This is a genomic window from Aeromonas sp. 5HA1, from assembly GCF_029237245.1.
Classification (GTDB): Bacteria; Pseudomonadota; Gammaproteobacteria; order Enterobacterales; family Aeromonadaceae; genus Aeromonas; species Aeromonas salmonicida.
The window spans coordinates 50,716-71,686 of sequence record NZ_JAACFW010000004.1; the positions used below are offsets into that span (position 1 = coordinate 50,716).

General features: G+C 53.3%; 16 protein-coding genes and 1 pseudogene. 10 read left to right on the top strand and 7 right to left on the bottom strand.

Annotation, left to right across the window (positions count from 1 at the left end; all coding sequences use genetic code 11):
• Positions 1-142: 142 nt before the first annotated feature.
• From GWQ27_RS05055 to GWQ27_RS05075, 5 genes are all read right to left on the bottom strand, one after another.
• The gene (locus GWQ27_RS05055; protein WP_275906824.1) at positions 143-2,452 is read right to left on the bottom strand and encodes an RNaseH domain-containing protein; all 2,310 of its coding nucleotides are present in this window, start codon (positions 2,450-2,452) and stop codon (positions 143-145) included.
• 8 nt (positions 2,453-2,460) lie between these two features.
• Entirely contained in the window at positions 2,461-5,529 is a 3,069-nt protein-coding gene (locus tag GWQ27_RS05060; protein WP_275906825.1) for a hypothetical protein, read from the bottom strand.
• A complete protein-coding gene (locus GWQ27_RS05065; protein WP_275906826.1) occupies positions 5,517-6,548 on the bottom strand; it encodes a hypothetical protein in 1,032 nt (343 codons plus the stop codon). Before GWQ27_RS05065 ends, GWQ27_RS05060 begins: the two co-directional genes overlap by 13 nt.
• A gap of 1,395 nt (positions 6,549-7,943) precedes the next feature.
• Positions 7,944-8,315, bottom strand: a complete 372-nt coding sequence (locus GWQ27_RS05070) for a hypothetical protein (protein WP_275906827.1) — start codon at positions 8,313-8,315, stop codon at positions 7,944-7,946.
• Positions 8,316-8,540: 225 nt separating this feature from the next.
• Positions 8,541-8,918: a hypothetical protein gene (locus tag GWQ27_RS05075; protein WP_275906828.1), complete on the bottom strand. Its 378-nt coding sequence runs from the start codon at positions 8,916-8,918 to the stop codon at positions 8,541-8,543.
• A gap of 164 nt (positions 8,919-9,082) precedes the next feature.
• Between GWQ27_RS05075 and GWQ27_RS05080 the strand changes: the two genes are divergently transcribed.
• The 3 genes from GWQ27_RS05080 to GWQ27_RS05090 all read left to right on the top strand — a co-directional run bounded on the left by GWQ27_RS05080 (position 9,083) and on the right by GWQ27_RS05090 (position 10,641).
• Positions 9,083-9,646 (top strand): hypothetical protein, encoded by a 564-nt coding sequence (locus tag GWQ27_RS05080; RefSeq protein ID WP_275906829.1) that lies wholly within the window; start codon positions 9,083-9,085, stop codon positions 9,644-9,646.
• 173 nt (positions 9,647-9,819) lie between these two features.
• Positions 9,820-10,095: a hypothetical protein gene (locus tag GWQ27_RS05085; protein ID WP_102989885.1), complete on the top strand. Its 276-nt coding sequence runs from the start codon at positions 9,820-9,822 to the stop codon at positions 10,093-10,095.
• Positions 10,096-10,113: 18 nt separating this feature from the next.
• A complete protein-coding gene (locus tag GWQ27_RS05090; protein WP_275906830.1) occupies positions 10,114-10,641 on the top strand; it encodes a type II toxin-antitoxin system HicB family antitoxin in 528 nt (175 codons plus the stop codon).
• Between the two features lie 106 nt (positions 10,642-10,747).
• On the opposite strand, the pseudogene GWQ27_RS05095 reads toward GWQ27_RS05090, so the two are convergent.
• Positions 10,748-11,593 (bottom strand): annotated as a pseudogene (locus GWQ27_RS05095) (YifB family Mg chelatase-like AAA ATPase); the annotation flags it as partial.
• A gap of 384 nt (positions 11,594-11,977) precedes the next feature.
• Between GWQ27_RS05095 and ilvG the strand changes: the two are divergent.
• The 6 genes from ilvG (at position 11,978) to ompA (ending at position 19,802) form a co-directional block, all read left to right on the top strand.
• Positions 11,978-13,624, top strand: coding sequence for an acetolactate synthase 2 catalytic subunit (gene ilvG, locus GWQ27_RS05100; RefSeq protein ID WP_265461695.1), 1,647 nt, complete (start codon positions 11,978-11,980; stop codon positions 13,622-13,624).
• Positions 13,621-13,911, top strand: a complete 291-nt coding sequence (gene ilvM / locus GWQ27_RS05105) for an acetolactate synthase 2 small subunit (RefSeq protein WP_005318216.1) — start codon at positions 13,621-13,623, stop codon at positions 13,909-13,911. Before ilvG ends, ilvM begins: the two co-directional genes overlap by 4 nt.
• A gap of 12 nt (positions 13,912-13,923) precedes the next feature.
• The gene (locus GWQ27_RS05110; protein ID WP_059111903.1) at positions 13,924-14,865 is read left to right on the top strand and encodes a branched-chain amino acid transaminase; all 942 of its coding nucleotides are present in this window, start codon (positions 13,924-13,926) and stop codon (positions 14,863-14,865) included.
• A gap of 149 nt (positions 14,866-15,014) precedes the next feature.
• Entirely contained in the window at positions 15,015-16,856 is a 1,842-nt protein-coding gene (gene ilvD / locus GWQ27_RS05115; RefSeq protein WP_275906831.1) for a dihydroxy-acid dehydratase, read from the top strand.
• A gap of 3 nt (positions 16,857-16,859) precedes the next feature.
• A complete protein-coding gene (gene ilvA / locus GWQ27_RS05120) occupies positions 16,860-18,380 on the top strand; it encodes a threonine ammonia-lyase, biosynthetic (RefSeq protein WP_169047048.1) in 1,521 nt (506 codons plus the stop codon).
• Positions 18,381-18,695: 315 nt separating this feature from the next.
• Positions 18,696-19,802 carry a porin OmpA gene (gene ompA, locus GWQ27_RS05125; RefSeq protein ID WP_058395154.1) on the top strand — a complete coding sequence of 369 codons (1,107 nt, stop codon included), beginning with the start codon at positions 18,696-18,698 and terminating at the stop codon, positions 19,800-19,802.
• Between the two features lie 56 nt (positions 19,803-19,858).
• Here the strand turns inward: ompA and GWQ27_RS05130 are convergent, their stop codons facing one another.
• A complete protein-coding gene (locus GWQ27_RS05130) occupies positions 19,859-20,254 on the bottom strand; it encodes an HPP family protein (RefSeq protein ID WP_211183137.1) in 396 nt (131 codons plus the stop codon).
• 133 nt (positions 20,255-20,387) lie between these two features.
• On the opposite strand from GWQ27_RS05130, the gene GWQ27_RS05135 reads away from it, so the two are divergent.
• Positions 20,388-20,942 carry a TetR/AcrR family transcriptional regulator gene (locus tag GWQ27_RS05135; RefSeq protein WP_265461698.1) on the top strand — a complete coding sequence of 185 codons (555 nt, stop codon included), beginning with the start codon at positions 20,388-20,390 and terminating at the stop codon, positions 20,940-20,942.
• Positions 20,943-20,971 lie beyond the last annotated feature (29 nt).

Genomic DNA, 20,971 nt, shown 5'->3' on the forward strand with positions numbered 1-20,971 from the left:
CTGTCAGGATTAGCCCTCTTCTCTTGTACTTTATTGGATAGGTTTCTATCGTGTCGCCTATATAGCCTCCAAGGCCTATAGGGTTTGCTCTCCAGAGCTTGAAGGCATCAATATGGGCGCCGACGTCAGTATCGTAAGCTTGCTATATCCCATGAACCCTACGATTGATTTCTATAAGAGGATGGTCCTCTGCAACCTGCTTTGCCATATGCATTGGACTAGGTAACCGCAAATTTCCCTCCCAAAGAGGTGCATTTCGGCATAATAGTGCTGTTTGGTGTGCAATATCTAGTTCACTAGCAAAGCTTGCCGAGCTGATCACCGCGATCTCTGTTACCCCTAGTTGCTGCCAAGGGTCACGTAGGGATCTATCCAAGATATCAAAGCGAGTGCTTTTACGCTGTGAAATAACGCGGCCATATTGGTTTGATGGTGATACAAAGTAATACAAGTCAGAGCGGTCTTCCACTCGATAGAGACCGATTTTTGTACCGATAAAGGCTGCCTCTAATGGATGCTTTATATTATCGCCGCTCATCTGAGCAGTATCATCATCAGCGCGGATTCGAACTAACCATGCGCTATTATTTGCAATTTCAGGTAAATTATTTCCCCCACTATCTTTTAATCCGTCATAAACTGCTCGCAAACCACTATGTAGGTAAACAAGTAAAGGCATGTCTGCAATTGGTGTTGGAGCCAAGAAGGCCTGCATTACTAAATTCTGAACATCATCCCTTGTAAAAAGATGTTCCGTTGCATGGATACGAGCTATGCCTGTACGATAGTCAAACCATCTTGTAGTTTTTGAATCGTGATCAAACCAGAATATCTCTGTGTTACCACCATAGAGACCAATTCGAGTAATTACAGGTAAAAACAGGGCGGGACCCTTAGTTTTTATTCGATCGACATAAATAGAAACAATAGTTGTATTTTCTGGCATTGATTTAACTCGGGGTAAGGCTCCAGGTAAAACACCAGACTGACGAATTGCCTCGATTAAGCATGCAGAAGCGGCATAATCTGGATCACTCGGTTCAGCATCAAAGATGAACTGCGTTGTCACTCCCTGCTTTGCAAATAGTTCACGTAACCGAAACTTGGGGTCATGCTCAGCTTTTGCTTGTGCGACAGATAACGAAGTTTCGATTATTGCTGTACCCTCTGAATCATGAATATGAGGTTTAACCTCATGTTGAAACCATTCTTCTAGACTCATCGTCCCGATTCCTGGTTCACATAATGCTTGCTCGGCATTAGAAGGAGATATATGTCGTAACTCTACAATAGGGAGCTGATTTCCTTTGAATAAATGCTTTTCATCAGCCAGTATTTTATATGCATTTTCTAATCTAACACTAGTCCTGGAGTGTGCTGATACAACTAGAACCGACTGTGTTCCGACACTGACGTCGGCGCCCGTGTTCACAGATTTTCTGAGCATACTAATAGCTTTGTTTGCAAGTACCGGTGCTGTTCCCGGCAAGCTTTCCATTAGATGCCAGCATGCCTGATCTAAGAACAATGGCCCTGTTCCAGAAGCAATTAAAGGTGATGACGGTATGTGTGCGTGTATAGGTCGAATATTCCCTCTAGGAGAAAGTTCGCTAGTGCCAAGATAGGGGAAAGGATCAATTCCCATATGACTCAGCAAGCGACTTGTTGCATTCGAGTAATCTGTTTCGTAAGAGCCATCTACATTTCGTTTGGTAAAGATAGCTAATTTTGCGATAGTGTCATTTGTTTGTAATAATACATGACGAGTTTTGTGCCGCCACTCCGTTAGAATATGGCTTAAATGCACACGAATAGCGATGAATGGTAATTCTGTATTCCGGAGCAGAACCAATTGTGGTCTTATACCATGTAGAGCCATAGCTCGTCTTTGGCCGCTCTCTGAAACGATTGGGTTATCCCAAGCCAGGAGATCTCCATCAGATGTTAGATGTAATGATAGAGGTACCGTTGATGACATGGGGGTGGGAGTCATTGCGGATGACACCAACCATGGAACGATTGTGTACGCTAGTGTGGAAGATCCGCCATTTTTAGCGATGATATCCTCTGCCCGTAATAGGGTTGAAGGAAATACATGTAAATTGTCTGGCACGCTAGGTTCAGAAGAGCTAGAGCGGTGTAATACATCTAGTACCCAAATATGCAGTGCACGGTTCACGAGTTCAATGCTGATAGGCTTCAGCGTAACAATTGCAGGTAAGGACTTGTTTCGATCAGGATTAGTGTTAACCCATACCGGCCCCTTTGATAGTATGGACAACATTTCTGACAGTAGATTTGTCGGCATATTATAGCGATTATTACGATTCCAGATATCGTTCAGTAATCGCCAAGCTGTTCGGTAACGTTCAGATGCTTGAAATTGGAATGCATCCGGCAACAGCGTAGGGTTAAAATGGAATAAATTTGTACGTAGTTGACCGACTTTCATCTAGCCTCCTAAATCGAATTTGCGATGTATTTTTTAATTGCAGTGGCAAGTGCTGCATGATGACGGGAAAACTGTGTCCATTCCCCGCTATCCTTTAGTCGTTTTACAGACTCGTTGAGTAGTTTGGCCCAAGTAATCTTACCATCGAAGAAAGCCGCATCAGCGAAGTAACATGTTACCTCTGTCCCCCCTCTTCTAGCTCTTCCCATAAGTTGGGTTAACGTAACAAGGATATTCATTACTGTATAATGTCGAATGTTTGACGGTTGCTGGCTAAATGCAGGTGAAGAGCTACGAATACTGAAGAGAATACCATTAGCAAGTCTCCGTTCTGCAATCACACCCTCTCCTGGTTCGGAGGAAGCTGATACAGTATTCCCCGTTTCGTAACAGATATGTGCAAGATTGTTTCCTGGTCGATCAGATGAGGGTAATGGACGAACGCATACTACAATGCCACCAATTGCCGATTCACTATTTGAGTTAACAATATTGTGTCCTCTCGCCATTGGGAATATAGAGCTGACCAATATACTTTTTGTCGCATGAGGTCCCTGAGTAAATGAGGCGAGGTCTGCATATGAAATTATCTGACCATCCGGTAACCGATGGGCGCCGACGTCAGTGTCGGAACCTCGCACCAGTAGTACTTGTTTCCCTGGGCCATCCATAAGTCCATATAGTGCCGATGCCAGTTCTTCGGCATCTGTATCGCTGCTTGTTACTAGCAGCAATCTCGCTCGGTTAGCTGTCCGTGCATCTGACTGCAGCTTTGCTAAACGTGACTTCAACCATGGCCAAAGTTCTTTTGACAAAGCTCGGATCCGCTCTCCACGTTCATACAGAGACGCTCCTGATACCGCTGTCGTGACGTTCACGTTTTCAAATCTCATATGCCCTGGCATGTCAGGCACATCAATCAAATTGATTGCGGGGAGATCAAAGCTGCTTGCACCAGGGAAAAATGCAGTTGCGGAAAAGCCGATAAACAATCGTTCAACTCCGGCAAAAGATAAAGCGGTGAGTTCCGGCAATGCAAGTAACGTCCGGTGTGGATCTCCTCGCATAGCGACAACATCGAGAGTTGATTCATCATGGCTCAACTCTTTGCGCTTAAAACCATAAACAGTTCGATGCAAAGGGCCATTTGGAGTTGGGGTTACTGGTTCTGGCCCCTTCAATGCCTGTTGTACACCTAATGCATAGTCGACATTCGCCCTTACTAGCACTGGAAGGTCGCGCTGTAGGTTTCTTAGCTGTTGCTCAAGGAAAGAGAGTCGCCCTCGTAATATCAACGATGCTTTCATCTTTTGTCGTTCTTTGGGCTTACTACCTTTTGCAATTTTTCCTAGGTTAGCAAGCTCATCAAGTATCAATTGAAGCTCCATGGCCATAGATTCAGGAGCAAGATTTCCGTCACTTCTTGCCCAATAAGACAGATTGCTTTGTAATGGCCTTAGTTCGTCAGATACCAATTTATTCTGAGTAAATAGGTCATCAAGTGACTCCAGAGATATCTTTAGATTTTCTATCAAGAGCCCATCATCAGCAGTTGGCCAAGTAGTTTCTTTCTTAGGCCATGTGAAATAACCAGAGTGATGAAGATTTAGTAACTCGTTAACCATTAAAGTACAATAGGCTAGCGCCCAGCTGACCCTTATATGACTGCTACGTTTTAGTCCATAAATTGGTGTGTTGGGAAATTCGACATGTCGTCTTAGTTTACTTAGTAGGTTGGCAGTATATTGATTTCCAAGCTCTAGCTCAAAAACACTACAGCTAATAGCTGTCTGAAGCAGGCCATCAATCTCATCTGCAAGAAATACTTGAGAGCGATTTAATAATAGGTCGATGGTGCTCCTGACTCCTGCATCATTAAATTTTTCTGAAATCGGAATTCTTGTGGAGCCAGATAAGAGAGAGTGATGATTGACTACGACAATATCTGCTTCAAGAGCCTGTGAAAGCATAGATGTTTTGCCGCACTTAAACAAAAATGGGCAATGGTGAATTCTGTAATCTTTATCTTTACCAGAACGATTTTTACTAACGGACATATGCAGATTGAAACACGGTTCCTTGCCTGGAAGACTGAGGCTCTCATCGCTAGAGAATGCATCTAATAGGCAACTGTAGTCATATGGATGGCCACTATTTTTATCAATAAAATAGGGCTCAGCCATATCGGCTATCCTGGACTGTGAGTGAAGTGGAGCGATTTTAAGGCTCTCTTTCAGTACTTGTGCAGATTTGGTTAGTGCTGTAACCATATTTCTGACATCAACCAAGCTAGGTACCGCAATCGTGATCTTATATCCACGACGGGCAGCATCTAAAGCCATCATAAGCATCACTACACTCTTACCTGCTCCTGTAGGTGCATTTACCCGATAAAATTTACCAGAGTTGGTAATAATATCAGCCTCTTCCTTTAATAATTTATTAAGTGATGATTTATGGCTGTTATGGAGGTTGTCTGACTTATCTAGTTCTTCTGCTAAAACTGACAGTTCGTCAAATCTCCATTGTATTTCGCTTGTGCCTTTACTCGCATTTAAAGGTATGGATTGTCCCGTTTTTGCCAAGTGGGGACGAAATTCATCTGGAATGGAAAACAACCTGATGCCGTCGCTTAAAAACTGCTTTATGATTATGTCGCCAGAGTCAGGCAAGTCTATTGTTCTCCGGTCGCTACGCCAGTTAGATATTACATTAAGTAACTCAGCGACAACTCTCTGAGGCTCAAGTGGCTTTACTAAACGATAGCATTGCTTTTCTGAGATCTTTTTTGAACTGTCTATATTAGTATCGGTCAATTCAAATAATGGCAATTTTTCCTTAAGTAAGGATGATATTTCTTCTAGTAATGTTTTTGGCTGAGCCAGCTCTGCTGGACGGAATCTAATAAACTTGGCTATTACGAGTTTATCTTCTATTGGGAGCTCTTTCCAACCAGACCAAAGATGAATTCTTCCTGCAGCAAGAGCAATAGCATCTGCGAAGGATGGTTCACATGAAATATAACGAGAAGTTAATGCAAGGCATAAGGCCGCAGAGTTTTCCATTAGGCTTTGCATAACTTAACTATCTCCCTTAGACATCCACTTTCGGTGAAAACTGGTAATGGACTCATCTCACGTAGATAGGATAGGTCACGTTCCATATAGTCAGGAATGACGATCCAGTTATCTTGGCTAGGTGCCATTGACTGTAGGTGTGTAGCGAGTCTTGGGGCTGAGCGCCAAACCTTGGCATCAATATTTATCACCCTGTCGTTAATCAATGTACGAACATCAGATGTATCTACGTCAGGCCACAATAAAGCCTCTAGCCCTATCTCTCCGATGCGTCGTGCAATAGATAATTCTAGTAGTCCAGGTATAAGGGTATATTGCCAAATAGGAGGGAGCAGCATCCAAGTTTTATTGGAATCATAGCCAGATATTTCAGCGCCAGAATTAGTATGAACTAAACCATGTGAAGTCCATTCATACACCCCTCCTGTAGCCACACACCATTGAGACCCACATGTGACAGGGGATGAGTTTATTGCCATCGGCCAACCACACACAGGACATGGGTAAGTAAGCTTGTCACGTTTTAGGTGTTCAGGAGTTTCCGTGTAAAGGTCAGCCAGTCCAATACCTAGTGGCACGAAAACCTCATGAACATCTGAGTTTTGTCCAATGATGGGATGTTGGATTATATATGATCTAAATGTTCGGTATAAAAATTCACCTCCATTTCGCAGTCTGCACGAGTCTCTGACTTGTCTTATGATTCCTTGTACTCGCTCAACTCCAACAGCTGGTTCTAATTCGAGAGCCATTTCCATACAGGATGGTGAGGGATAGCCACCAATACTCAGTGGGCCTGTGTAGGGGCCTCTAACAGCTTCATCCAGCCAGTCCTCAAGAGGTACATGGATTTGCTGCTCCATTTCCAGCAAGGTCAATGGCTTGCATGATGGGCTTAGTCTCCAGTAGAGAGAAATTGCTTCTCGCAATGCAGGTAATGCCAAGGATCTATCCGAAGCCAGTAAGTTGGCGCATTTTGATAAAACTCGTAGCAGCCGAGTAGCAATGGTTTCATCCATGAATATCCTCCCAAGAGGTTACAACTGTATAGATATCTTCAGGAAAAACGGCGATCTGCATCCCATAGTGCATCAAGATAGGTGCCAAATGTTACATGTTTTCTTGAGGTGCAATGCTTCCATCAGTTGAAAGGCCACATCTATACTCGATGTAAAAGAGCGTCAAATATATGTCTGATAGAAGATCCACAAATTAGCAGGACATGTCGAATTGCAATCTAATGGAGGCGCGGGGTATGGAAGGTGATGAAGAGTTCAGTCGATACGACGCTATTGAGTTTTTAGTTAGTTAGGCCGAGATGACCACTTACCTCAATGAAGCAATTGAAGAGGAGGATCCAAAGCTACTTTCGGCGGTTCTTGACGACATAGCGAAGGTGCGAAGTATGGGATTCACTGTCACCAGACACAGCATGAACAAACTGCATTTCGACACTGACGTCGGCGCCAGTTCTATTGAGGGCATCATTCTTCGGTGTCTTAATCGAGAATATCTTCCTTCGCCTTGAGGTGCCAACATGAGGGATTTCAGTGCTTCATTGATGAAGGCTTAGGGTTGAGTAAGGCTGGTTTTCTCCTGAACCAGAGGCTCAGTTTTTTCTGGATCTGGATGAATGGCTAGCACCTTGAGAAAGATCCTGCGAACAGCCATTCGCGTAGGTTCTGGCTTGCAATGTCTCGTTTCCGCCAGCTTTTCTACATAGCGTAATGACCTCGTAATGACCTCAAGTAGTGCATAACTTTACTCGCTTCGTAGAGCAGTATCCCAAACTGATAGGACACATCGTAAAGATCGAAAAACTCACCATGTTGCAGACCTCATCTGGCGACTTTCAAGGCTGGCCATCTCCATTTGCTATTCATGTAAACCTACTCGATTGGCTCATATGAGAATCAAGATAGTCGACATCAACGGTAATGTGCGAGCACTCTCATACAAACCAATACTTTCGCGCCACCGTAAGGGGCGCCGACGTCAGTGTCGGAATGTGATTCGATGTGACTTGGCTCCGGTCTGTCTAATGTTTGTGATGTAACGGAGTCCCCCAGCAGCGAAAGCCGTACTCGCGTAAGGTAGGTCGTGAGTGGTAGCCAAATGGTATGGTTTAGGCTGATGTCTTTTCCTCTTGGTTATGCTCGATTTAAGAACCGAAATGATGCCATCTCCGGTTTGACAGGCAAAGTTTTGTACTCGTAAAAAATGATCTAGTTAGCATGTTTGCCATACCTAGACTGAACTCAGAGATCCTTGAGTTGCCACTGTTCCTGTCACCTGCTGTGTGCGGCTTCTGGACTGACCCCGCCCCAGTAGATGCTCCTGCACTAGAATTGTTCCTATCGTTCAAGTAGCAAGGCGCTCTTGCGCCATCATCAGTTCATGCCCGGTTATCCGATCTACCCCTCGAACATCCCGCTTAGGGGGCGGATCTCCTTGCCGTTAACCGCGCCAGTCAACATCCACTGCCGGAGCTGCGTCAGAGACAAACCAAGCTGCCTTGCGGCGTCATCCATTTTCCAGGACTGCTTGAATAGGAGGTCATCGGCTACCGGATCAAAAGTCCCTGTCTGCATCCGTTCCAGCGCCCGGTTGGCTAGTTCCTTGGCCATATCTCCGTAACGGGCAGTGTTGAATGTGATCTTCTGGCCTTTGTGCTGTGCCTTCCACTGGCCTGTTGATGCCTGAAATGAGAGTCCTTTAGGAAGTGATTCGCTCACAGTCTGTTTACCATTGAACTCGCTATCCACGAAGGTGGGCTGGTGACTCACACTGAACCTCATCCCCTGATACCAACTTGGGTCATGATCTCACATAATGGACTTGTTCGCACCGTGCTTAAATAACTGTGAATTCCATCGCTATTCATCACCAAACAGGGCTTTATTGTACACGGGGACAATTGAACAAATAATTCATACTAAGTAAAAAGGGCTGAATTTCAGCCCTTTTTACATCCTCCGCCAGCCAGTTACCGGCTAAGCCAGGGTTGTGATCTATCTTTCACTCGATGTTTCGGCTTTACTGTGATGCCACCACAGCCAAGTTAACCCAATCGGGGCAATGAAGATCGCCATCCCCCAACAAATCACGATAGTGAACAGCTTGACCAAAAAAAACAAAGGGAGGGCTAGTGTGATAACGGTATTTCCCATTAGAAAATCTTTAACGCTATTCCACACAAATTTAGAGTAAGGATAAAGTAGCGTATTTAGGCCGAAATAGAACATAGCCGATACTGGCATTGGCTTTGCCGTTGAGCTTTGGCTTGATATGAAAATGATAAAAACAGGCAGCAGTGCCCCGAAGAATAGTTGGCGAAAGTAATAGGCTTTATCCAGCCCCCCGAACGTCTTGGCTAAAATGGTTTTCATGGTACCCTCCTTGCTAAAACCCGCATTTTTACACGAGGGCTCGAATGATAACCAGCACCGTTTCTTTCGACAACCAGTGTCGTCCCGTTTCATTGCTGTTTTGGGCTCACTCGCACCTTGTGGCACAATGGCATTGTTGAGTTAGCCAATAGCTTGGGGGGTGCATGGATCCAGTGCGTTTTAAGCAGTTAATGAAGGCGCGGGGACACTGGAGGGATGCAGAGCTTACATCCGCTGAGCCTGCCCTTCGTGATGAGCGGGGGATCGTCACGCTTATCGAGAAAAACACAGGCTACTGGGTCGATGATGAGAGCCAATGTGAAGCACCGGCAAACCCGCTAGCGAATGGCGTTTTTATCTGGACTGAGATCAAAGGGACTGGGCATGCCTTCGTTTCAGTGCATCAGGATAACAGCACTTTTGTGTTCACTTATGGCCGATTTGGGCGAGTCGGTGAGCCACTGGAGGCGGTAGGGGATGGGATCTTGAATGCTTTATCCTATGGCGATGCTAGGGATTACTATAGAAAACAGCTCTATGAGATGGGAGCTAAAGTTTTCCTGATTGATGATGCCGATATATCAATAACGAAAAAATATTTCGAGCGGTTATGGGCTGGCGGGTCTCCGGCAAAGCAAACGGAAGGCATGAGGGACTTTTGCGGTGCCCTTGTCGCTTCAACGATACCTGGAGGGCAAGAGCCGAGATCCTTCGATGCTTGTTGTTGATATGACGAGCGAATTTAAGAAACAGTACCCCAATACTGACGGGATCGCTCCAATGGATGAATCATCAAACAGAGTAAAGGCATATCGAGCAATGTCAGAAGTTGCCTCTTCAGTGGGTAAGTTGTCGCCATATTCTGGTGGGACGGTCGGCGGGTTCCTAGAAGGGGCTTATGATGTTAACCAGTAAGGCAAAGGCAATTATTCGATGGATGGGCATATGTTTAGTCGCCCTTTCTTATTATGCGTGGCTTGGTCTTGCAATCCTTTCTTTTGGTCACATAGACGAAAAGGAAAGCATGAGGCTATCAGAAAAGGTTGTTACGGAGGACTATCATCAAGCCATTGTTAAAAGCATTTATCACGCCACGGATAACGTGATTGAAGTCGCCTCTATTGGGTTTCCAATTGCAGTTATACTTATTCTGATAATTTTCAAAAAAATTAGGTAATAACTTAATGGGGCTGTTATGAAACTGATTGGCCGGATCGAGATTGATGGGGTAACTGATGTTATTTGTGACATTTGCGGCGGAAGCACCACAATAAAAGACGACTACCCCCCTGAGTTTGCGACCCTGAAAGCAGCGTGGGGGTATCCCTCAAAACATGATGGCGAATCTTACGAGCTGGATTTCTGCGAAGATTGTTTTTTTCAAACGCTCGCCAACCTGAAAGAGCAGAGAAGAGGGGCGCTGATATTTTCTGAGCAAGGTTACACCCCTGATCCTGATTTTGGGTTAATCAATCAAGGCGCTGTGGTGCATTATCCCGTAATCATCGAGCGTGATGGTGATACTTGGATGGCTCGTTTCCCAGATGTACCGGAAGCTTTAACCTGCGGGGATTCCCGTGAGGAGGCACTGACAGCGGCATTAGATGCTCTTGTTACCGCATTCGAGTTCTACATTGAGAATGGTCGCCCGGTTCCAGTGCCGAGCTCTCCGATAGCAGGGCAAGAGTTGGTTTCGGTTCCGCTCAGCCTACTACCTAAATAAAGCCAGCCTCACGCTGGTGACGCAGTGCTAGGCTCACTGCGTGTAACATGGGGCCCTTTTTGTCTCATCTATTTCCAAAAAGTCTCATTAATTTCAAAAAATGACAGCCACCGCCCACCAGGGCCACGGCGGAGGCACTGTGATGGGGCGTGCGATAGGGCCTGTGGTGCCAGTGACCGGCGCGCGGGGTCAGGCCGCCGATGGGGTGGATGGCTGCGGTCTGCTGAGCCTCCTGCTCGCTCAGGGGTGGCAAGATGCCGGGCAAACGGCTGGCCAGCATGCTCTTACCGGTACCGGGCGGGCCGATGAACAGCAGATTGTGGCTGCCGGCGGCAGCGATCTCCAATGCCCGCTTGGCCTGTGACTGGCCGATCACATCCTGCAGATCCGGCACATCGGGCAGGGAGTCCGTGGTCTGGGGCTCCGGCAGAGGCAGCTCATATTGGCCTGCCAGCCAGGCGGTGACGGCCAGCAGCTGGTGGGCGGTACGCACCTCGGCATCCTGAATGAGGGAGGCTTCGGGGCCATTTTCTCTCGGTACCAGCAGGGTGCGCCCCGCATCGCGGCAGGCGAGCACGGCGGGCAGCACCCCGAGCACGGGACGGATCTCGCCGGTCAGGGCCAACTCCCCTAAAAATTCGTGATCGAGCAGGTATTTTGCCGGTATCTGCTTGGAAGCGGCGAGAATGCCGATGGCGATAGCCAGATCGAAACGGCCTCCCTCCTTGGGCAGGTCGGCGGGGGCCAGATTGACCGTGATGTGTTTGCTCGGGAACTCGAAATTGCCGTTTAGCAGGGCACTGCGCACCCGATCCCGGGATTCCTTCACCGAGGTTTCCGGCAATCCCACCATGTTGAAGGCGGGCAGACCGTTGGAGAGGTGAACTTCCACCGTGACTTGCGGCGCCGCTATCCCCAGGCTGGCACGGCTATAAACCACAGCTAATGACATAAATCCCGTCCTTGGTTTGATGTATGTGCTGGTTAACCGTTTTTTATTAGTTTTTTGTTCCAGCCGTCAGGCTGCTGCTTAGTCAAAATCAGAGTCTTGTCAGGTAAAAAAGGCTTGCCCAATAAAAATCACCGTGCTAGTTCTAATAGTCATTCGCGGTGCAAACCGCCTCAATTTCACAGGATTTCCGGTTGTAACTATGAACATGGCCTCCCGTTTCGTCAGCATTATTGTGGTCCTAGTGGTGATTATTATCTCACCGCTCGGGGCTCGTTTAGCTGCACGGAACAAGGGATAAACCCACCACCGGACAGAACGAAACAAGCGACCCCCGAGCCTCACAGCTCGGGGGTTTTTTTTCGACTACAGGACAGGATTTTCCACATGAACGGCGCGCAGTTTTTGGTACAGGCTCTCAAGAAACAGGGTGTGACCCAGGTGTTTGGTTACCCGGGCGGAGCCATCATGCCGGTCTACGACGCCCTGTATGACGGGGGCCTTGCCCATCAGCTCTGTCGCCACGAGCAGGGGGCCGCCATGGCTGCGGTGGGCTATGCCCGCGCCTCCGGCCAGGTGGGGGTCTGCATCGCCACCTCGGGCCCGGGCGCCACCAATCTGGTGACCGGGCTGGCGGAGGCACTGCTCGACTCGGTGCCCCTTGTGGCCATCAGCGGTCAGGTGCCCTGTTCCGCAATAGGTACAGATGCGTTTCAGGAGGTCGACGTGCTCGGCATGTCCCTCTCCTGCACCAAGCACTCCTTCATGGTGACCGATGTGGCGGATCTGGGGCGTGTGCTGGAAGAGGCCTTCGCCATCGCCACCGAAGGTCGTCCCGGTCCTGTGCTCATCGATTTTCCCAAGGATGTGCAGCTGGCCGCCGTGCCAGCGCAGAATCTGCTGTTTGCGGTGGAGGAGCCTGAGGCCCTCAATCCGGCCGAGCTGACGCTGGCCCGCACCCTGCTGGCGGCTGCCGAGCGCCCGGTGCTCTACGTTGGTGGCGGAGTGGGCATGGCCAATGCCGAAACCCAGCTGCGCGAGTTTGCCACCGTCACCGGCATGCCGGCGGTCACCACCCTCAAGGGGATTGGCGCGCTGGATCCTGACAGCCCTGTCTATCTGGGCATGCTCGGCATGCACGGTACCAAGTCGGCCAACTATGCGGTGCAGCAGTGCGATCTGCTGGTGGTAGTGGGTGCCCGGTTCGATGACAGGGTGACCGGCAAGCTGGAAGAGTTTGCCCCCGAGGCCAAGGTGATCCATCTGGATGTGGATGCCGCCGAGTTCGGCAAGCGCCGCGCCGCCGAAGTGGGCATCACCACGGATCTCAAGCGGGTGTTGCCCGCCCTGGCCATGGCACTGGCCATCGATCCCTGGCGTGAGCACTGCGCTAACATGGCCCGCGAGTATGCGTTTCGCTACGACCACCCCGGCCAGCCCATCTATGCCCCGGCCCTGCTCAAGCAACTCTCGGCCCGCCTGCCGGACACCAGCGTGGTGGCCTGCGACGTGGGCCAGCACCAGATGTGGGTGGCCCAGCACATGCGTTTCACCAGTCCGCGCAATCATCTTTCCAGTGCCGGTCTCGGTACCATGGGGTTTGGCTTGCCCGCCGCCATCGGCGCCAAGATGTCGCGCCCCGATGACGAGGTGGTGCTGGTGAGCGGTGATGGCTCCTTCATGATGAACGTGCAGGAGCTGGGCACCATACGCCGCGCTCAGCTCAAGGTGAAAATGGTGCTGATCGACAACCAGCGTCTCGGCATGGTGCGCCAGTGGCAGGAGCTGTTCTTCGATGGTCGTTACAGCGAGACCATCCTCTCCGACAACCCCGATTTCGTCGCTCTGGCCGCCGCCTTTGGCATCCCGGGTGAGACCATCACATGCAAGGATCAAATCGCAGCAGCCCTCGACCGCCTGCTGGGGAGCGAAGGCGCCTATCTGCTGCATGTGGCCATTTCAGAGGAAGAAAACGTCTGGCCCCTGGTTCCGCCGGGAGTCGCCAACCACAAGATGATGGAGCAACGCCCATGAACCCGCACACCTTTGCGCAGCCAGCATTTGCACAGCACACCTTGCACATTCACGCCCAGCCCAGACCCGAAGTGATGGAACGGGTATTGAGGGTGGTGCGCCACCGCGGCTTCAATCTCTGTGCCCTCAGCATGGAGATGGGGGCGGAGCAGGATTGCCAACAGCTGCGGATCACGGTTACTGTCGAGTCGGTGCGTCCCATCCAGCATTTATGGAGCCAGCTGGTCAAGCTGGTGGACGTCTCCCGGGTCGATGCACTGGAACAGCAACCCCGGATCAGAGCTTAAGGAGCAACAGCAATGTCACAGCCTTCCCAACCCCAGCCGCAATATATCTGGTTCAACGGCCACATGGTTCCCTGGCAAGATGCCCAGGTGCACGTCATGAGCCACGCCCTGCACTATGGCTCCTCTGTGTTCGAGGGTGTGCGTGCCTATGACACCCCCAAGGGGACCTGTATCTTCCGTCTGCAGGAGCACACCCGCCGCCTGTTCGACTCCGCCAAAATCTACTGGATGGAGGTGCCCTACAGCGAGGCCGAGGTGAATGAAGCCTGCCGCGCCGTGGTGCGCGAGAACGGCCTCAAGAGCGGTTATCTGCGTCCGCTGGCCTTTATCGGCAATGTGGGGCTGGGACTGCATCCACCGCTGGATGCCAAGGCCGAGCTCATGGTGGCTGCCCTGCCGTGGGGTGCCTATCTGGGGGAAGAGGGTCTGAAAAACGGGGTGGATGTGTGCGTCACCTCCTGGAACCGGCTGGCCCCCAACACGATTCCGACCGGCGCCAAAGCAGGTGGCAACTACCTCTCATCCCAACTCATCAGCCGGGAAGCCAAGCGCAACGGCTACGCAGAAGGACTGGCGCTGGATGTGAACGGCTACCTGAGCGAAGGCGCTGGTGAGAACCTGTTCCTGGTGAAAAACGGCGTGCTCTTCACCCCGCCTGCCACCGCCGCCATCCTGCCCGGCATTACCCGCGACACCATCATGACGCTAGCGCGAGACTTGGGTTATGAGGTGCGCGAGCAGGCGCTGCCCCGCGAGGCGCTTTATGTGGCGGACGAGATCTTTATGACAGGCACTGCCGCCGAGGTAACACCTGTGCGTTCGGTGGATCGGATGAAGGTGGGTGCCGGTTGCCGTGGCCCAGTGACCGAGCAGTTGCAGAACGCCTTCTTCGGGTTGTTCAACGGCCAGACAAAGGACAAATGGAACTGGCTGACCCCGGTCGATGACAAGTAACGGCTGACGAGCACGGGGAGGTGCCATGCCTCCCCGAGTCGCTTCCGGTCAGGGTATCCGTGTTGTGCCCTGACCAGGATCGATTCCCGATCCGCGAGTCACACATTCAAGAAATAATGCGCCCCATGGGCATTCAGGGAGTAGAGACAATGCCGAAGTTGAGATCCGCCACCACCACCCACGGACGTAACATGGCCGGGGCCCGCGCCCTCTGGCGCGCCACTGGCATGACAGACGAGGATTTCGGCAAGCCCATCATAGCCGTGGTCAACTCCTTCACCCAGTTCGTACCGGGTCACGTCCACCTCAAGGATCTGGGCCAGCTGGTGGCCCGCGAGATCGAAGCCGCCGGCGGCGTGGCCAAAGAGTTCAATACCATAGCCGTGGATGACGGCATCGCCATGGGCCACGGCGGCATGCTCTATTCGCTGCCGTCTCGCGAGCTTATCGCCGACTCGGTGGAGTACATGGTCAACGCCCACTGCGCCGATGCCATGGTCTGCATCTCCAACTGCGACAAGATCACACCGGGGATGCTGATGGCCGCCCTGCGCATCAACATACCCGTGATCTTCGTCTCCGGCGGCCCCATGGAAGCGGGCAAGACCAAGCTGTCCGATCAGATCATCAAACTGGATCTGGTGGATGCCATGATCCAGGGCGCCGACCCCAAGGTCTCCGATGCCCAGAGCGAACAGGTGGAGCGCAGCGCCTGCCCTACCTGCGGCTCCTGTTCCGGCATGTTTACTGCCAACTCCATGAACTGCCTGACCGAGGCGCTGGGGCTTTCCCAACCGGGCAACGGCTCCATGCTGGCGACCCATGCCGATCGCGAGCAGCTGTTCAAGCTGGCAGGCCAGCGCATCGTCACCCTGGCCAAGCGTTACTACCAGCAGGATGACGAGAGCGCCCTGCCACGCAACATCGCTACCAAGGCGGCGTTCGAGAACGCCATGGCGCTGGATATCGCCATGGGCGGTTCCACCAATACAGTGCTGCACCTGCTGGCGGCGGCCCAGGAGGCCGGGGTGGACTTCACCATGGCCGATATCGACCGCATGTCTCGCAAGGTGCCCCAGCTGTGCAAGGTGGCCCCCTCTACCCAGAAGTACCATATGGAAGATGTGCACCGTGCCGGTGGCGTGGTCGCCATTCTGGGCCAGCTGGAGAAGGCGGGTCTGGTGCACGGGGACACCCGTACCGTACTGGGCGGCTCCCTGGCCGAGCTGCTCAACGAATACGACGTCAGCCGCCAACCGAGCCAGGAGGTGGTGGACTTCTACCGCGCCGGGCCAGCTGGCATCCGCACCACCAAGGCGTTCAGTCAGGATTGCCGCTGGCCCGAGCTGGATGTGGACAGAGCCGAGGGCTGCATCCGCTCGCTGGAGCATGCCTACAGCCTGGAGGGGGGCCTCGCCGTGCTTTCCGGCAACCTGGCCCTTGATGGCGCCATCGTAAAAACGGCCGGGGTGGATGACGAGAACCTCTGCTTCCGTGGCCCGACCCGGGTATTCGAGAGCCAGGACACGGCGGTTGCCGGCATTCTGGATGGCACAGTCAAGGCCGGTGAAGTGGTAGTGATCCGCTACGAAGGGCCAAAAGGGGGTCCGGGCATGCAGGAGATGCTCTATCCCACCACCTATCTCAAGTCCATGGGATTGGGCAAGCAGTGCGCCCTGATCACCGATGGCCGCTTCTCCGGCGGTACTTCGGGTCTCTCCATCGGCCACGTCTCGCCCGAGGCGGCCTCTGGCGGCACCATAGGTCTGGTGGAGGATGGGGACATCATCAACATCAACATCCCGGCCCGCAGCATGGTGCTGGAGGTGGCCGACAGCGTGCTGGCCGCCCGCCGTGTCGCCGTGGAGGCCCGTGGCTGGAAGCCGCTCGACCGTCAGCGTCAGGTCTCCTTTGCCCTGCGCGCCTACGCCATGCTCGCCACCAGCGCCGACAAGGGCGCTGTGCGTGACCGCAGCAAGCTGGAGGAGTAAACAATGGTCTCTGCGGCTGATTATCTACGCAAGGTGTTGCTCTCCCCCGTCTATGAGGCGGCGCGGGTGACTCCCCTGCAGACCCTTAAAAAATTGTCCGAACGGCTTGGCAACCATGTGGCGCTCAAGCGTGAAGACTTGCAACCCGTGCACTCCTTCAAGCTGCGCGGTGCCTATCACAAGATCGCCACCCTGACCCAGGAGCAGAAGGATCACGGCGTCATCGCCGCCTCTGCCGGCAACCATGCCCAGGGGGTCGCCCTGTCGGCGGCCAAGCTCGGCATCAAGGCCATCATAGTGATGCCCAAGACCACGCCGGACATCAAGATCGATGCGGTACGCCGCCAGGGCGGCAATGTCATGCTGTTTGGCAACAGCTTCGATGAGGCCTATGCCGAGAGCCGCCGCCTCTCCGAACTGGAGGGCTACACCCTGATACCGCCGTTTGACGACGTCGAAGTGATCGCGGGCCAGGGCACTATCGGCAAGGAGCTGCTGGAGCAGGATACCCACCTCACCCACGTCTTCGTGCCTGTGGGTGGCGGTGGCCTGGCCGCCGGGGTGGCTGTCTATATCAAGCAGCTGCTGCCGGACGTCAAGGTGATTGGGGTGGAAGCGGAGGGGTCCGCCTGCCTCAAGGCTGCCATGGAGGCCGGCGAGCCGGTCAATCTGGATCGGGTCTCCCTGTTTGCTGACGGTGTGGCGGTCAAGCGCATCGGCACAGAGACGTTTCGCCTCTGCAACCAGTATCTGGACGAGGTGGTGACTGTCTCCAACGACCAGATCTGCGCCGCGCTGAAAGACATCTTCGATGATTGCCGTGCCATTGCCGAACCTTCCGGCGCTCTGTCGCTGGCGGGGCTCAAGGCCTACAGCGAGCGGGAACAGGTCAAGGGCGGACGGATGGCGGCCATTCTGTCGGGCGCCAACGTCAACTTCCACAGCCTGCGTTATGTGTCGGAGCGCTGCGAGATCGGCGAGAAGCGCGAGGGCATGCTGGCGGTGACCATACCCGAGCGCAAGGGGGCTTTCCTCGACTTCTGCCGTCAGCTCGGCCCGCGCATGGTGACCGAGTTCAACTACCGCTATTCGGATGCGGCTCAGGCGTCGTTGTTTGTCTCGGTGCGCCTGACCGGTGGCGACGAGGAGCTGGGCCAGATCATCGACCAACTCGGCGGCAACGGCTATCCGGTGGTCAACATGACAGAGAGCGAGCTGGCCAAGAACCACGTGCGCTACATGATTGGCGGCCGCCCGGCCCGGCCCCTCGGTGAACGTCTCTACAGCTTCAAGTTTCCGGAGCAACCGGGCGCCCTGATGCGCTTTCTGGAGACCCTGGGCTGTCGCTGGAACATCAGCCTGTTCCACTACCGCAACCACGGCGCCGACTATGGTCGGGTGCTTTGCGCCTTCGAGCTGCCGGATGAGGACGTGGCCGCCTTCCACGACTACCTGCGCGAGATTGGCTACGGCTGGAAGGAGGTCAGTGACGACCCCGCCTACCGGCTGTTTCTGGCCAGCTGATACAGAGCGAAAAGCAGGAGGGAGGCGTTATGCCTCCCTCTTCTTTTTGGGCCTGTTTCTTGGGTCTATGGTGGCGACAGCGACATATTGGCCACCGGAAGATCCGAGTTTATGCAGCGCTTTCAACGCACTATGAAAATCCTCATGCACAGGGTCGTTTTCCCGTCTGGAATGTCGCCAGCTTCACACTCTTGAGTCCCTGGTCATTTGAGGCTGACAAGAGATGGGATAACCTGAGTGATGGGGCCAGCTTGGCCCCATCAGGGAAGAGAGCGCATTGCGCGCCCACAACGACTTATTGCAGAGGCTTTCACCATGAATAAATCGATACTTGCCGCTCTGGTCAGCGGCCTGCTTGCGACGGGGGCCGTGCAGGCTGCCGCCCAGGACAATACCTGGTATGCCGGGGGCAAGGCCGGTTGGTCCAAGTACTTCGACGTCGACCAGAAGCAAGTGGTTTCGGATACCCTGGGGGCGCTGCAAAATACCGGCACCAGCAAGGATGCTCTCGGACTGGGTGCGTTTGCCGGTTATCAGCTCAACCCCAACCTGGGTTTCGAGTTCGGCTATGACTGGCTCGGCAAGTACACCTCGTCCGGTGAGCTGAGCGGGGTCAGGGTGGAGGGGGAAGCCAAGAGCCAGATGATCCAGGCCACCATGAAAATAGGGTTTCCGGTCAATGATGCGCTGGATCTCTATGGCCGGATTGGTGGTGGCTACGCCTGGACAGACAGCGAGCTGTCAGCCCGGACGGCGACCGATTTCATCAAGGAAACCGGTGACAAGCATGGCGCAGTTTTTGTCGGGGCCCTGGGCGCCGAATACGCTATTGACCGTGACTGGGCCGCCCGTCTCGAATATCAGTACACAACCCCGCTGGGAGATGCCTCCCTCGATCGTTCCGGCATAGAGATGGATAACGGCCTGCTCTCTGTGGGCATGCTCTATCGCTTCGGCCAGCACGGGAACGAGGTGGTGGCCCCTGCTCCGGCCCCCGCCGTGGAACCCGCACCTGCCGTTGTGGTGGCCCCCAAGACGTTCAGCCTGAGTTCGGATGTGCTGTTCGAGTTCAACAAGGCCACCCTCAAGCCCGCTGCCAGTCAGGCGCTCGATACCCTGTTCAGCCAGATAGTGGCCGCCAATCCCAAGGATGGTGCCGCGACTGTGGTGGGGCATACCGACCGTATCGGCTCCGATGCTTACAATCAGGCATTGTCGGAACAACGTGCCCGCACAGTGGCCGACTATCTGATCGCCAAGGGACTGTTTGCCGACAAGGTGCGAGTCGAGGGGCGTGGCAAATCTTCCCCCGTGACCGGCAACAACTGCACCACTGGCTCCAGGCCCGCACTCATCGCCTGTCTGGCCCCGGATCGCCGGGTCGAGATCCACCTGGAAGGGGTCTCCCAGCCAGTCCAGTAACGGCATGGACGGGATAGCGAGATAACAAGGAGGGAGGCGCTGCCTCCCTCTTTGCTTTATGTGGTTCTGAGCTGCCACAGCTTCAGCCGTTGAAAACCTTGGCCCAGCAGGATCAGCAGCAAGGCGCCCGGCAGCACTGTCTGCCACAGGAAGGGCCACTCCTGCCCCGTCATCAACACCAGCAAGGGGTTGGCGCCAGCGGGGGGATGGATGAGATCCAGGCCTTGCATCAGCGCGATGGCCAGACCCACTCCCAATGCCAGCTGCAACTCCAGCGGCAAGGGGAGCCACTGCACCAGCAGTCCGACGCTGGCGGTCAGCAGATGGCCTCCGAGCACCTTGGACGGACGAGCCAGCGGGCTCGCCGGCAGTGAAAACAGCAGCACGCAGCTTGCCCCGAAAGGCGCCATGATCAGGGCCGTGTGCCAACTGACGTTCAACCAGCCCAGTATCCCGATCGCCAAGGCGGCCCCCAGCCCTGCCCAGAACGGGCCATACCATTTTTTCATCACGTTTCTCTCTTGGTTTGTCTGACGTGATTAGGCACATTAGGTAGACAGATCGGTGTACTTCAAGGGATAAATCGTGAGTGAAAAGCGCCAACAGCTGATGGCAACCGCCTATCGGCTGTTCAATCGTCATGGTTTTCACGCAACCGGCATAGATCGCATCTGGGCGGAGGCGGGTAGCACCAAGCGAACCCTCTACCGCCATTTTCCGACCAAGGATGCCTTGATCGAGGCTGTACTGCTCTCCCGCGAGCAGGAGTTCTTCGCCCTGCTCGAGGGGAAGCTGGCAGGTCTGGAGGGGAGGGAGAGTCGATTGCAGGCTTTGCTTGACGGATTCGGGGAGTGGTTTGGTCGCAGTGATTTCTACGGTTGCAACTTCATCAATGCCAGCGCCGAATTTGCCGATCCGCGTCATCCGGTACGCAAGCTGGTGGTGGCGCACAAACAGACGCTGTTGAACTGGGTCAGGATGCAGCTCGGGTGCAGCATCCCGCAAGCCACCGGACTTTGTCTCTTGCTGGAGGGCGCCGTTGTGATGGCCCACAGCTATCAGCAGCCGCTGGCACTGGTGCAGGCCAGATCGCTGGCCCTGGCCTTGTTATGTGCCGATGATGATGCAACCGTGATCTGATATAGCCAATCGGTGTTAAGCCCCCGGTT